Annotated in this window: 17 protein-coding genes and 5 tRNA genes; 3 read left to right on the top strand and 19 right to left on the bottom strand. The window is 31.6% G+C overall.

The window, feature by feature from the left end; genetic code table 11:
- Positions 1-92 precede the first annotated feature (92 nt).
- The 19 genes from rplL to hemB all read right to left on the bottom strand — a co-directional run bounded on the left by rplL (position 93) and on the right by hemB (position 11,720).
- A complete protein-coding gene (gene rplL / locus HMPREF9309_RS04295) occupies positions 93-470 on the bottom strand; it encodes a 50S ribosomal protein L7/L12 (protein WP_016646693.1) in 378 nt (125 codons plus the stop codon).
- Between the two features lie 26 nt (positions 471-496).
- On the bottom strand, positions 497-976 hold the full coding sequence (rplJ, locus tag HMPREF9309_RS04290) for a 50S ribosomal protein L10 (RefSeq protein WP_016646692.1): 480 nt from the start codon (positions 974-976) through the stop codon (positions 497-499).
- Positions 977-1,074: 98 nt separating this feature from the next.
- Positions 1,075-1,776 (bottom strand): 50S ribosomal protein L1, encoded by a 702-nt coding sequence (gene rplA, locus HMPREF9309_RS04285; protein WP_016646691.1) that lies wholly within the window; start codon positions 1,774-1,776, stop codon positions 1,075-1,077.
- Between the two features lie 56 nt (positions 1,777-1,832).
- Positions 1,833-2,258: a 50S ribosomal protein L11 gene (gene rplK, locus HMPREF9309_RS04280; RefSeq protein ID WP_016646690.1), complete on the bottom strand. Its 426-nt coding sequence runs from the start codon at positions 2,256-2,258 to the stop codon at positions 1,833-1,835.
- 18 nt (positions 2,259-2,276) lie between these two features.
- On the bottom strand, positions 2,277-2,807 hold the full coding sequence (gene nusG / locus HMPREF9309_RS04275) for a transcription termination/antitermination protein NusG (RefSeq protein WP_016646689.1): 531 nt from the start codon (positions 2,805-2,807) through the stop codon (positions 2,277-2,279).
- Positions 2,808-2,816: 9 nt separating this feature from the next.
- Complete coding sequence (gene secE / locus HMPREF9309_RS04270; RefSeq protein ID WP_018712752.1) at positions 2,817-2,996, bottom strand: preprotein translocase subunit SecE; 180 nt, start codon at positions 2,994-2,996, stop codon at positions 2,817-2,819.
- A gap of 15 nt (positions 2,997-3,011) precedes the next feature.
- Positions 3,012-3,087 (bottom strand) — tRNA-Trp (locus HMPREF9309_RS04265).
- A gap of 8 nt (positions 3,088-3,095) precedes the next feature.
- Positions 3,096-3,254, bottom strand: a complete 159-nt coding sequence (gene rpmG, locus HMPREF9309_RS04260; RefSeq protein WP_016646688.1) for a 50S ribosomal protein L33 — start codon at positions 3,252-3,254, stop codon at positions 3,096-3,098.
- Between the two features lie 59 nt (positions 3,255-3,313).
- Entirely contained in the window at positions 3,314-4,513 is a 1,200-nt protein-coding gene (tuf, locus tag HMPREF9309_RS04255; RefSeq protein WP_016646687.1) for an elongation factor Tu, read from the bottom strand.
- A 73-nt stretch (positions 4,514-4,586) separates the two neighbouring features.
- Positions 4,587-4,661: transfer RNA gene (locus HMPREF9309_RS04250), tRNA-Thr, on the bottom strand.
- A gap of 125 nt (positions 4,662-4,786) precedes the next feature.
- Positions 4,787-4,863 (bottom strand) — tRNA-Gly (locus HMPREF9309_RS04245).
- Between the two features lie 6 nt (positions 4,864-4,869).
- A tRNA-Tyr gene (locus tag HMPREF9309_RS04240) sits at positions 4,870-4,954 on the bottom strand.
- Between the two features lie 37 nt (positions 4,955-4,991).
- A tRNA-Thr gene (locus tag HMPREF9309_RS04235) sits at positions 4,992-5,067 on the bottom strand.
- Positions 5,068-5,204: 137 nt separating this feature from the next.
- Positions 5,205-6,665: an aldehyde dehydrogenase family protein gene (locus HMPREF9309_RS04230; protein WP_016646686.1), complete on the bottom strand. Its 1,461-nt coding sequence runs from the start codon at positions 6,663-6,665 to the stop codon at positions 5,205-5,207.
- Between the two features lie 76 nt (positions 6,666-6,741).
- Entirely contained in the window at positions 6,742-8,004 is a 1,263-nt protein-coding gene (locus tag HMPREF9309_RS04225) for a (Fe-S)-binding protein (protein WP_016646685.1), read from the bottom strand.
- The gene (gene hemN / locus HMPREF9309_RS04220) at positions 8,001-9,374 is read right to left on the bottom strand and encodes an oxygen-independent coproporphyrinogen III oxidase (RefSeq protein WP_034907699.1); all 1,374 of its coding nucleotides are present in this window, start codon (positions 9,372-9,374) and stop codon (positions 8,001-8,003) included. Before hemN ends, HMPREF9309_RS04225 begins: the two co-directional genes overlap by 4 nt.
- Positions 9,355-9,813 (bottom strand): DUF2603 domain-containing protein, encoded by a 459-nt coding sequence (locus HMPREF9309_RS04215; protein WP_016646683.1) that lies wholly within the window; start codon positions 9,811-9,813, stop codon positions 9,355-9,357. Before HMPREF9309_RS04215 ends, hemN begins: the two co-directional genes overlap by 20 nt.
- Positions 9,814-9,822: 9 nt before the next feature.
- The gene (gene argF, locus HMPREF9309_RS04210) at positions 9,823-10,746 is read right to left on the bottom strand and encodes an ornithine carbamoyltransferase (protein ID WP_016646682.1); all 924 of its coding nucleotides are present in this window, start codon (positions 10,744-10,746) and stop codon (positions 9,823-9,825) included.
- Between the two features lie 8 nt (positions 10,747-10,754).
- Positions 10,755-11,720 (bottom strand): porphobilinogen synthase, encoded by a 966-nt coding sequence (gene hemB, locus HMPREF9309_RS04205; protein ID WP_016646681.1) that lies wholly within the window; start codon positions 11,718-11,720, stop codon positions 10,755-10,757.
- A gap of 164 nt (positions 11,721-11,884) precedes the next feature.
- On the opposite strand from hemB, the gene ribA reads away from it, so the two are divergent.
- Genes ribA through HMPREF9309_RS04190 form a run of 3 tightly spaced genes read left to right on the top strand, consistent with a single transcriptional unit; the run spans position 11,885 to position 13,204 of the window.
- Positions 11,885-12,448: a GTP cyclohydrolase II gene (gene ribA / locus HMPREF9309_RS04200; RefSeq protein WP_016646680.1), complete on the top strand. Its 564-nt coding sequence runs from the start codon at positions 11,885-11,887 to the stop codon at positions 12,446-12,448.
- Positions 12,445-13,011 carry a 16S rRNA (guanine(527)-N(7))-methyltransferase RsmG gene (gene rsmG, locus HMPREF9309_RS04195; protein ID WP_016646679.1) on the top strand — a complete coding sequence of 189 codons (567 nt, stop codon included), beginning with the start codon at positions 12,445-12,447 and terminating at the stop codon, positions 13,009-13,011. Before ribA ends, rsmG begins: the two co-directional genes overlap by 4 nt.
- Positions 13,004-13,204 carry a PP0621 family protein gene (locus tag HMPREF9309_RS04190; protein WP_016646678.1) on the top strand — a complete coding sequence of 67 codons (201 nt, stop codon included), beginning with the start codon at positions 13,004-13,006 and terminating at the stop codon, positions 13,202-13,204. The genes rsmG and HMPREF9309_RS04190 overlap by 8 nt, the downstream gene beginning before the upstream one ends.
- Positions 13,205-13,207 lie beyond the last annotated feature (3 nt).

The following is a 13,207-nucleotide window of genomic DNA, read 5'->3' as shown; positions in this document are numbered from 1 at the left end:
TGACCACCTCATGGCAAAATTTGAAAGAAAAATTGGTGCTAAAGTTAGCACGAAATGTTTTGAAGGAAGGCTTACCCTCCTTCATTTTTGTTTTATTTAAGCTCGACTTTAGCTCCAGCTTCTTCAAGTTGTTTTTTAGCTGCTTCAGCATCTTCTTTACTGATTCCTTCTTTAAGAGTTGAAGGTGTTTTTTCAGTAGCATCTTTTGCTTCTTTAAGTCCTAATCCTGTTAAAGCTCTTACAACTTTAATAACATTAATTTTTTTATCACCTGCATCAAGTAATACAACATCAAATTCTGTTTTTTCATCTGCACCATCACCGCCTGCTGCACCACCTGCTGCACCTGCAACCATTACTGGTGCTGCACTAACACCGAATTTCTCTTCAAATTCTTTAACTAATTCACTTAACTCTAAAACTGTTAAATTAGAAATATATTCTAATACATCTTCTTTTGTAATTGCCATTTATTATCTCCTAAAATTTTTATTATTTATGCTGATTGTTCTTTTTTTTCTTTAAGCGCATTTAAGCCGATTGTAAAATTTTGAACCGGCGCATTCCAAACTTGTAAAAGCATTGCAATAAGCTCTTCGCGACCTGGTAATTTGGAAAGTGCTTCAACTTTACTAACATCACAAACTTCGCCATCAATATGAGCAGATTTTATGATAAAATTTTTATTTTTTTCTGCATATTTGAAAGCTACTTTTGAAACATTTAGCTGATCGCCCCAAAGAAAAATATTGGTATCTTTTAACTCTAATCCTGTTTTTTCTACACTATTTAAAGCAATTCCGGCTAATGTGTTTTTTATAACTTGAACTTTTACATCAGATTCTTTGGCTGCTTTTCTTAACTCTTCAAGTGAAGAAACACCAATTCCTCTATAATCAGCTACAACAACACCATCAGCTTCTTTAAAGCTTTCAGTTAGTTTTGAAACAAGAGCTACCTTATCTTCTCTATTCAACTTTTCTCCTTTCCGATCAGTGATTTCAAGCAGAGAGAATTACTTCAATTAAGCCTAAAGGCCTCTGGCTATCTCCAATCTAAAATATATTATTTATTTTATTTTAAATCAATTATTTCTTGCGAATCAAGATTAACTGATGGACTCATTGTAAGCGATAAGGCTGCATTTTTAACATATCTACCTTTTGCAGTGGCAGGTTTATGTTTATTTATCTCTTTAATAAAAGTAGTTAAATTTGCCATAATCTCTTCTTTTGAAAAACTTACTTTGCCAATGCCAGCATGAATATTTCCTTGCTTATCAACTCTAAAGTTAACTTGTCCGCCTTTTGCATTTTTAACAGCTTGTTCTACATCCATTGTAACAGTACCTGTTTTTGGGTTTGGCATAAGACCTTTAGGTCCTAAAATTCTACCAACTTTACCAACTAAACCCATTAAATTTGGTGTAGCTATTAAAACATCAAAATTAATATTACCTTTTTGAATTTCTTCAACCAAATCATCATCGCCAACTATATCAGCGCCTGCATTTTTAGCCTCATCAGCTTTAATATCTTTTGCAATAACTGCTACTCTTACCACTTTACCTGTACCTGATGGAAGAACAACTGAACCTCTTACCATTTGGTCTGCGTACTTTGGATCAACATTTAGTTTTAGTGCTATTTCCACTGTTTCATCAAATTTAGCAGATGAAAGTGTTTTTACAGTAGCTACCGCTTCTTCAAGCGAGTAATTTTTTTCAGAATCAACTTTTTTTAATAATTCCGTAAATCTTTTTGAATTTTTTTTCATAAATTTCTCCGCATTAATTTTGCTTCCACCTTTTTATCCTTGGTGGTAAAAGGATTTTAATCAACTACGGTTATACCCATAGATTTTGCAGAACCAGCTATAATTCTAGCGGCTTGCTCTTTATCTGTTGTATTTAAATCAGCAATTTTTTTCTCAACTATCTCTAAAACTTGTGCTTTTGTTAAAGTAGCAACTTTATTTTTTAGAGGATTATCTGAGCCTTTGCTAATTCCAGCAGCTTTTTTTATTAAATCTGTTGCTGGTGGTTGTTTTGTTACAAATGTAAAACTTTTATCAGCATAAACAGTTATAATAACAGGGATATTAAAACCTGCCATATCTTTTGTTTTTTCATTAAAAGCCTTACAAAACTCCATAATATTTACGCCTTGCTGACCAAGTGCTGGACCTACCGGAGGACTTGGATTTGCCTTTGCAGCAGCAATTTGTAGTTTAATCTGACCTGTTACTTTCTTAGCCATTAGATTATCTCCTTAATCTTAAACAATTTTCTCAACTTGTGAATATAATATTTCAACTGGGGTACTTCTACCAAATATAGAAACATTTAGTTTTAAAGTTCCATGTATCATATCATACTCTTCTACAGTTCCAATAAAATTTGCAAAAGGACCTTCTTTTATTCTCACGCTTTCACCCTCATCAAAAGAAATTTTTGGTTTTGGTGCAGCTCTTTTATTGACTTTATCCAAAATCATTTCAACGTCTTTATCACTTAAGGCTGAAGGTTTTTTACTCTCGCCAATAAAACGACTAACTTTTGGCAAACTTTGAATTTTGTGCCAAAGTGCAGTATCTAAATCAAGTTTAGCAAAACAATATCCAGGATAAAGGCTTTTTTCCTTTATTGTCTGTTTGCCATTTTTAATATCTATTAAATCTTCAGTAGGAACAACAACTTGTTCTACTTTATCTTGCAATCCTTGATTTTCTACCAAAGTCTCAATTGCATTCTTTACACTCATTTCAGAGCCAGCATAAGTCTGTATAGCATACCATCTGTGTGCCATCATCACACCTCACACTATCTTTGAAATGGTAAAAGACATAATTAAATCAACCAAAGCTAAAAATACAGATACAGCAAAAACTACGATAATAACCATAACAAAAGCATTTCTAATTTGTTCTTTTGTAGGGAATATTACCTTATCTAGTTCTATTTTTGATTGATATATATAACTTTTAATTTTTTCCATCATTAAACCTTTTGGTGGCAGGGCAAGAGGGATTCGAACCCCCAACCTGCGGATTTGGAATCCGACGCTCTACCGTTGGAGCTATTGCCCTAACTAATCTTAACTTTTTAGTTTAACCTCTTTATGAACTGTGTGTTTTTTAAGTCTTGGGCAATACTTTTTAAGCTCCAGTTTCTCAGTAGTAGTTTTACTATTTTTATATGTAGTGTAGTTTATATCTCCACTCTCACTACATTTTAAACCAACTTTTATTCTCATATGGGACTTCCTTAAATAAAAAATAAGAGTGAGACAAGCTCACTCTTTTTTGTAAAAAATTACTCTATAATTTTTGCAACAACACCAGAACCAACAGTTCTACCACCCTCACGGATAGCAAATCTTGTTCCTTGCTCTAGTGCAACTGGGTGAATAAGTTCAACTGTTATTTTAACGTTATCACCTGGCATAACCATTTCTTTGCCTTCACCAAGAGTAATTGAACCTGTAACGTCTGTTGTTCTAACATAGAATTGTGGTCTATAGTTATTAAAGAATGGTGTATGTCTTCCACCCTCTTCTTTAGTTAAGATATAAACCTCAGCTTCAAATTTACTATGAGGAGTAATTGAGCCTGGTTTACATAAAACCATACCTCTTTCAACATCATCTTTACCTGTTCCTCTAAGTAATATACCAACATTATCGCCAGCTTCACCTTGATCCATCTCTTTTCTAAACATTTCAACGCCTGTTACAGTAGTTGTTTGAGTTGGTTTAATACCTACTATTTCAATAGTATCACCTACTTTTACAACACCTTTTTCAACTCTACCTGTAACAACTGTTCCACGACCTGAAATTGAAAATACATCTTCAATAGGCATTAAGAATGGTTTATCAGTATCTCTTTGTGGAGTTGGGATATAGCTATCAACTGCATCCATAAGCTCCATTATTTTAGCTGACCACTCACCATCAACACCAGCTTTTGCTTCTTCTAGAGCTTTTAAAGCTGAACCTACAATGATAGGTGTATCATCACCAGGGAAACCATACTCGTTTAATAGCTCTCTAACTTCCATCTCAACTAGTTCGATAAGCTCAGCATCATCAACCATATCAGCTTTATTTAAGAAAACTACTATGTAAGGAACACCAACTTGTCTTGAAAGTAAGATATGCTCTCTAGTTTGTGGCATAGGACCATCAGCTGCGTTAACAACTAATATAGCACCATCCATTTGTGCAGCACCAGTAATCATGTTTTTAACATAGTCAGCGTGTCCAGGACAGTCAACGTGAGCATAGTGTCTATTTGTAGTTTCATACTCTATGTGTGAAGTTGCAATTGTAATACCACGATCTTTTTCTTCAGGAGCATTGTCTATGTTATCATAGTCTTTTAGCTCAGCTAGACCTTTTCTTGAAAGAACTGCAGAAATAGCAGCAGTTAAGGTAGTTTTACCATGGTCAACGTGACCAATAGTACCAATATTAACGTGTGGCTTGTTACGCGTAAATTTTTCTTTAGCCATTTTATCCTCCATTAATTAATGTTTTTTTATACTTTTAAAAAATTTGTGTTTATTTGTTATTCTATAATTTTGATGGAGCTCATAGTGGGACTTGAACCCACGACCTCTTCCTTACCAAGGAAGTGCTCTACCTCTGAGCCATATGAGCACAAACTCATGGCAAAAGTAGAATTAAACAAATTTAACATACACAAACAACTATTTGGAAACTTAAAGCTAGCAACTGTAATAAAAAATAATACATACAGCTCCCAGTTTTAAAATCCTAAATTTTGGAGCGGGAAACGAGGCTCGAACTCGCGACCCTCAGCTTGGAAGGCTGATGCTCTAGCCAACTGAGCTACTCCCGCAAACAATGGTGGTGAGACGTGGATTCGAACCACGGAAGGCGAAGCCAGCAGATTTACAGTCTGCCCTCGTTGGCCACTTGAGTATCTCACCCCTCTACATATCTGGTCAAACACTGTTTTTTAAAAAATGGAGCTGGTGAACGGACTTGAACCGCCGACCTACTGCTTACAAGGCAGTAGCTCTACCAACTGAGCTACACCAGCACCAAATACAATTTTTTAAATTGTAAAGGTGTATTGTATCTTATTTTTTTTTCTATGTCAAGGAAATTTATAAAAATATAACTAAAAAAATAATTTAAAACCCCTTTGTCTATAAAAGGGGTTACTTTATTAACTTATTAATACAGACCAGATGTTTTTCCTGTTAAATCTACCATTATATTTTTTGCTTGAGTGTAATGCTCAAGAATCATTTTATGTGTTTCTCTACCAATTCCTGAGTTTTTATATCCACCAAATGGTGCACCTGCTGGAATTTGATTATAACAATTTATCCAAACTCTTCCAGTTTCCATATTTCTTGCTGTTCTTAACGCTTTTGTAATATCTTTTGTAAAGACGCCGCCGCCTAAACCATACTCACTGTCATTTACCATTTTTATAAGTTCATCTTCGTTTTTAAACTTAATAACAACGCCTACTGGTCCAAAAATTTCTTCTTGTGCAACTCTCATATCATTTCTAGCATTTACTATCAAAGTTGGCTCTACAAAAGCATCTCCAGCAGCTGATCTTTTACCACCAACTGCAATTTTTGCACCTTCACTTAAAGCAATATCCATATAACTTAAAATTTTATCGGCTTGTTTTTTATTAATTTGTGCACCCATTTGAGTATTTGGATCAAGCGGGTCACCCATTTTTATATTTTTAAATTTCTCTACTGCTTTTTCAATAAACTCATCATAAATACTTTCTTCAACAAAAATTCTACTTCCAGCACAACAAACTTGACCTTGATTAAACAAAATGCCCATTTGAACGCCATCAAGAGCTTTTTCAATATCTGCATCAGCATATATTATGTTTGCACTTTTTCCACCTAATTCAAGAGTTGAAGGGATTATCCTTTTTGCAGCAGCTATTCCGATATCTCTACCAACTTCAGTTGAACCTGTAAAAGCCAATTTATCAAGATCTGGATGATTTTTTAACCACTCACCTGATTTACTACCTTTTCCAGTAATCACATTTACAATACCTTTTGGTAAAACATCTTTAATAAGTCTCATAAGCTCTAAAACACTTAAGCTTGTTTCGCTTGACGGTTTAAAAACAGTTGTATCACCGGCTGCGATAACTGGTGCTAATTTCCATGCTGCCATTAAAAATGGAAAATTCCAAGGAACAATTTGTCCTACAACACCAATTGGCTCTCTTAAAACCATACTTAAAATTTGTTCGTTTAGAACATTTGCACTACCTTCTTGTGCTAAAATAACACCAGCAAAATATCTAAAATGATCAGCAGCATAAGGAATATCAACATTTAAAGTTTCTCTAATTGGCTTTCCGTTATCCATAGATTCAACTTTTGCTAAAAATTCTTTATTTTCATCTATAATGTCTGCGATTTTGTTTAATATTTCTGAGCGTTCATTAACAGTCGATCGTCTAAACTTTTCAAAAGCTTTTCTCGCTGCTTTTACAGCCAAATCAACATCTTCTTTTGTAGCATCGGTAATGTCTGCAAGTTTTTTACCATTTGCTGGATTGAAAACCTCAAGTGTTTCATTGGCACTTGATTTTACAAACTCACCACCAATAAATAAATTATATTTTTCTTGTAAATTTACCATAATTTCTCCTTTAAATAATATGGAGAAATTATAAGGTACTTAATTAAACACTTTACTTACTTTTTGATAATATTTATTAAAAAGTAAGAGCTTTGGCAATTAATTCAACTGGATTAACACACCTTATATCTGATGATATTAAATTTAAAGAGTTGTTTAGTTGCATTCTACAGGCACTACACTCAGCACTTACAAAATCTGCCTTTGTTTTTTGTATCATCGGGGCTTTTTTAAGGCCTGCAGTTTTACTTAAGTGATAATTATTTGTCTGCATTGTAACCCCACCAAATCCACAGCACATATCAGGATTTTCCATCTCTAAAAGAGTAAAATTATTAGATAAAAGTTCACGTGGTTCTTTGAAAACACCTTGCATTTTTTTAGCATGGCATGGATCGTGATAGGTAATTTTTAAATTTAGTTTTTCTTTTTTTGCTAAAATTTCTTTTAAATTTGTGTGTTTGTAAAAATACTCACTTGCTAAAAATATCTTATCTTGCAATTTTATAGCTCTTTCTTGCCAGCTTGGCTCATCATAAAACAAATGAGCGTAATCAACCTTTATCATACCAGAACAGGTGGCTTCAGGTATTATAATGGCATCAACTTTTTTAAGCATTTCTTCAAAATAAACTATGTTTTTCTTAGCAAGTTTTTTTGTAGTTTTATTATCTCCAGTAAAATACATGGCCGCACCACAACAAACTTGCTTTTTCATTAAATCTAAATTTATTTTTAGACTTTGGCAAATTTTTAAAATACTTTCTCCAATATTTGTATAAGCATAATTTCCCATACAGCCGATAAAAAGTCCAATTGTTTTTTCTCCGCCATTATCTATAAACTCTTCATGTGAGTTTAAAAAGCTTTTTTTAGATGCAGTTGGAAGCAATCTTTCTTTTTTTACAAGAGGCATTTTAAATCGTGGCTTCATAGAATTTGAAAAATTTTCTTTTTTTATTTTAAAGCCACAGCTTTGAAAAACATATCCCATTCTTGCACAAATATCTAAAACTTTTCTATGACTTAAAAACCAAAAAGCCATCTTTTTATACCACGCAATACCATACTTTTTAGCGATATCAACTCTCACGTTTTCAATCGCAGCATCTGTTTTTATGCTTTTTGGACATGCATCAACACAATTTGTGCACAAAAAACAACTCTCAAATATAGTTTTTAAATTTTTATCAAGAGCTAAATTCCCATCCTTATAAGCTCCTAAAAGATCCAAAAATCCTCTTGGAGATGTTGTTTCATCGCGGTTTATATTATAAATCGTACAAACTTGTATACATTTACCACACTTTATACATTCATTTGAAATTTCTTTTATCATACTGTTTTTGAAAACCTCTTATTTGCTATATTTTTCATATATTCATCAAAGCACATTGCGATATTTCTTATAAGTAAAGTGCCTGTTGGATTTACTTTTATAGCCTCATCGCTAACCTCAACAAATTCGCTTAATTCTTTTAACTCTTCTAAACTTTCTTTAAAGTGCTCTTTAAAATTTATACTAAATTTAGTTTCAATTTTTTTGATATCAAGGTAGAAATTACTCATTAAACTCATTATAACTTCTTTCCTTAAAATATCTTCTTCATTTAGTAAAACTCCTTTACAATATGGTAGTTTTCCATTATCAATTGCTTCTTCATACTCTTTTAAATCTTTAGAGTTTTGTCCATAGTGCCTAACGCCCTCGCCAATGCTTGTAAGTCCTATGCCTATTAAATCCGCACCGCCTTTGGTTGTATATCCTTGAAAATTTCTATGCAAACTACCATCTTCTAAGGCTTTAAAAAGCTCATCTTCTGGCTTTGCGTAGTGATCCATGCCAATCATTTTATAGCCATTTGATGTTAAATAATCGTGTGTAAATTTTAAAATTTCAAGCTTAACACTAGGATGAGGAAGAGTTGTTTCATCAAATTTTCTCATAGATTTTTTAATCCATGGAACATGTGCATAATTAAAAATTGCATATCTATCAGGATTTAACTCAAGTGATAATCTTAGAGTTTCTTTAAAGGTTTCTAAATTTTGATAAGGAAGTCCATAAATTAGATCAATATTAACCGAAGTTATTCCTTTTTTTCTAACCATATCAATGGCATTTTTAGTTAGTTCAAAAGACTGGATTCTGTGAATTTCTTTTTGAACTTTTTCATTAAAATCTTGAACTCCAAAACTTATCCTATTAAAGCCATGTTTTATCAAAACATCACTTTGTTCTTCTGTTAAAAATCTAGGATCAATCTCGCAGCTAATCTCTGCATCATCGCTAAAATTTTTAAAATATTTTTTTATAGATATTATTAATCTATCAAGGCTTTGTGCATCATAAAATGTAGGTGTTCCACCACCAAAGTGCATTTGAGCTACAACTCTTGAAGTATCTACAACTTTACTTAAAAGTAAAAGCTCTTTTTCAACATAATCAAGATATCTTGTCATTTTGTCTTTTTTACTTGTATAAATTACATTGCATCCACAAAAATAACAGGCAGAACGACAAAATGGAAGATGAAAATACAAAGAAAGTGGTCTATTTCTATCTTGCTTTTTTAACTCGTTTAAATACTCATCATAGGTAAATTTTTCACTAAATTCCAAAGCAGTTGGATAGCTTGTGTATCTTGGTCCTGGTTTTGAATATTTTGCATACGCATCAAAATCAATTTTATTTAAAGTTTTCAACATTTCCCCTTATCATATTATCAATATCAACAAATAAATTTGGATATTTAAGCTTTACATTATCAACTATTTTATCAAGATCTAAATTTGAAACCTGAAGTTCAGGTTCTAATAAAGCAAGTTTTTTAATTTCTTCCATACAAACACTCCAAACGTCTCCAAAATCAATCGGCAAAGTCCTTGCTATGCTTTTTTCAAGCTTTAAATCAAAATTCTCCCTTGCAACATTTTTGTAGCTGTTTATAAGTGATGTTAGACTTTTGAGCGATAAAACTGAATAAATATTTTTTTCTTCATCTATACCAAACCATGGATATCTATTTTTCCATGAGCCTTTTTTTAGCATAATAGTCTTTTTATCGCTATTTTCGGTGTTTAAAATTTCAAAAATTGTTTGATCTTTTCCAAAATCTTGCTCTATTTTTTCTATTTCTTTATCCATTTTCACCTCTTATGAGTTTTTACACGCCTTATTAAGCCAAACCATAATACCTTTTTGTACATGAAGCCTGTTCTCAGCTTCCAAAAAAATCTCTTTACTATGTTTTTCAAAGACCTTATCGCTTATCTCATATCCTCTATAAGCTGGCAAGCAATGAAGTAAAATCGCATCTTTTTTAGCTAAACTCATCAAATCTTCATCTATTAAAAAACCTTTAAAATCTCTTACTTTTTGATCCTTGCTAACTTCATCACCCATTGAAAACCAAGTATCAGTAGCTACAACATCTACATCTTTTATTGCAATTTTTGGATCATTTGTTACTATTATTTTTGCACCACTTATTTTTGCATTGTTCATTGCTATTTTTAAAACTTCATCATTTATTTTATAATTTTTTGGAATTGCAACGCTTAAATTTAAACCCATAATGCTTGCTAAGTTTAGCCACGAGTTGCACATATTATTACTATCTCCAATATATGCTATGTTTTTACCAGCATTAAGTTCTATCATAGTTAGATAATCAGCCATTAATTGAACTGGATGAAAAAGATCACTTAGTCCATTAATAACTGGAATTTTGGCAAATTTAGCAAATTCTTTTAAATCAGCATGTTTATATACTCTAAGCATAGCCATATTACACATAGATGATATTACTCTTGCTGTATCTTTTATCGGCTCACCTCGTCCTAACTGAGTCGTTTTACTATCTAAAAAAAGTGCATGTCCACCAAGTTGATACATTCCAACTTCAAAGCTTATCCTTGTTCTGGTTGAGTTTTTTTCAAAAACCATTGCTAGAGTTTGGTTTTTTAAATAAGGCGTGAAAATACCTTTTTTTACTTCATTTTTTATATTTTTTGCAATTTCTAAAATTTCTAAAATTTGCTCTTTGCTAAAATCATTTAGCGTTAAAAAATCTTTCATAACATCTTCTATTTATTTAAAATTTTAGCTAGCTCTTTAGCGTGATAAGTTATAATTAAATCAGCCCCTGCTCTTTTTATAGAAATCATCGTTTCAAGCATTACTTTTTTATAATCAATCACCCCTGCTTTTTCTCCAGCTTTTAATAAGGCATATTCACCACTTACATTATAAGCGCAAACTGGAAGCAATGTTCTATCTTTTAAATCTCTTATTATATCTAAATATGCTAGTGCTGGTTTTACCATCAAAATATCAGCTCCCTCTTCTTCATCCTCCAAGCTTTCGTTTATAGCCTCAAGCCTATTTGCTGGATCCATTTGATAAGTTTTTCTATCTCCAAAACTAGGGCTACTTTCTGCTACATCTCTAAACGGTCCATAATAAGCACTTGCAAATTTGGTTGAATACGCCATAATAGGCAAGCTCTCATAGCCATTCTCATCAAGGCCATTTCTTAATGCCTCAATAATACCATCCATCATACCACTTGGAGCTATCATATCAGCGCCGTTTTTAGCATGGATTAAAGCTTGCTTAACTGAAATTTCAAGTGTTGCGTCATTATCTACTGTGTCTCCACACAAAATTCCACAATGCCCGTGATCAGTATACTCACAAAAGCAAAGATCAGTTATAACATATAAATTTGGAAACTTTTCTTTTATAGCTCTTAAAGTTCTTGCAATAATTCCATCATCGCTTAATGCATCACTTCCAACACTATCTTTTACATCAGGAATTCCAAACAATAAAATAGATTTTATACCTAAATTTACAACTTCTTCGCACTCTTTTAAAAGCTCGTCAATACTCATTTGAAAAACGCCTGGCATAGAGGAAGTTTCTTTTTTTACTCCACTTCCTGGAACGACAAAAAGTGGATAAATCAAATCATCAACACTCAAACGTGTCTCTCTTACCAAATCTCTAATTGCTACATTTCTTCTTAATCTTCTAAATCTTCTAAACATCTATAATCCTTTTATATCTATCAAATATCAAAATAAGTTTATATTTTATCATATAGCTAGTAAATAATCTATTAAAAATTTAATTTTAATATTTTAATTTCATTATAAAAGACCTGTCAAATTTAGATATAATGCAAGCTTAAATTTCAAATGATTGGATAAAAATGGATATAAAAATCTCAAATTTAGCAAATTTACCAACTAAATTTGGCGAGTTCAAAGTGCAAACTTTTAAAGAAAACGAAAAAGAACATTTAGTTATTTTAAAAGAGCCATTAAACGAAATTGTAAATGTAAGAATACACTCAGAGTGTTTAACAGGAGATGCTCTTGGAAGTCTTAAATGTGATTGTGGAGAACAACTTCAAAAAAGTTTAGAATACATCTCAAAAAATGGCGGAATGGTAATTTACTTAAGACAAGAAGGACGAAATATAGGTCTTTTTAACAAAATAAATGCCTATGCCTTGCAAGATAAAGGCCTTGATACAGTTGAGGCAAATCATCAACTTGGCTTTAGAGCAGATGAAAGAACTTATGAGATTGTGGATTTTATCCTAAAATACTACAAAATAGATAAAATAAATATGTTAACGAATAATCCAGATAAATTAAAAGGACTTCATTTTATAAAAGTAGAAAAAAGAATTCCTCTAATAATTAAACCAAATAGCTATAATGAGGGATATTTAAAAGTTAAAAAAAATCAAATGGGGCATCTTTTATGAATGATTTTGATGAAATTATTCATAGTCCAGATTTTAAGCAAAAAACTAAAAAATTTGGTGAAATTCTATCTAAATTTAATAAAATCCATAGCCTTACAAAGTATGAAAATTTAGATTTTGTAATGCAAGATAGCCTAAATGGGCTTAAATTTATAACAAACTCACCAAAAATAGCAATTGATGTTGGAAGCGGTGCTGGATTTCCTGCTATTTTTTTAGCTCTTGTTTTAAAAGATTGTAAATGGCATTTATTTGAACCAAATATTAAAAAATCATCTTTTTTAACATATGCAAAAATAAATTTAGGACTTGAAAATGTTATAATACACTCGAAAAAAATAGAAGATGAGGCTAAATTTGAGGCTGATTTAATAACATCAAGAGCTTTAATGAGAGCTGATTTGCTTTTAGAAATTTGCAAAGGTTTTTATAACAAAGAAACTTTGTTTTTGCTATACAAAGGCTCAAATGCAGAAAATGAGATAAAAAATTTAAAAGATTATAAACTTAACAGATATCAAAATAGAGTATTTCTAACTTTTAAAGGAGAGAAAAATGGCTAAATTATTAATGCTTGGAATTATCATAGCAATAGTTTATTTTTTTATATTACCAAGATTTCAAAGACCAAAAAACAGTGATAAAAAAATACAAAATTTTGTAGAATGTAAAAAATGTGGCACTTTTATCGACATAAAAGAAAGTGTTATAAAAAATGGAGATTATATCTGCAAAGAGTGCATAAACAAGGAATAAAAT

The organism is Campylobacter ureolyticus ACS-301-V-Sch3b (assembly GCF_000413435.1).
Taxonomy (GTDB): Bacteria; Campylobacterota; Campylobacteria; order Campylobacterales; family Campylobacteraceae; genus Campylobacter_B; species Campylobacter_B ureolyticus_A.
The sequence above is the reverse complement of the archived record's forward strand: the minus strand, read 5'-3'. Positions and strand labels throughout refer to the sequence as shown.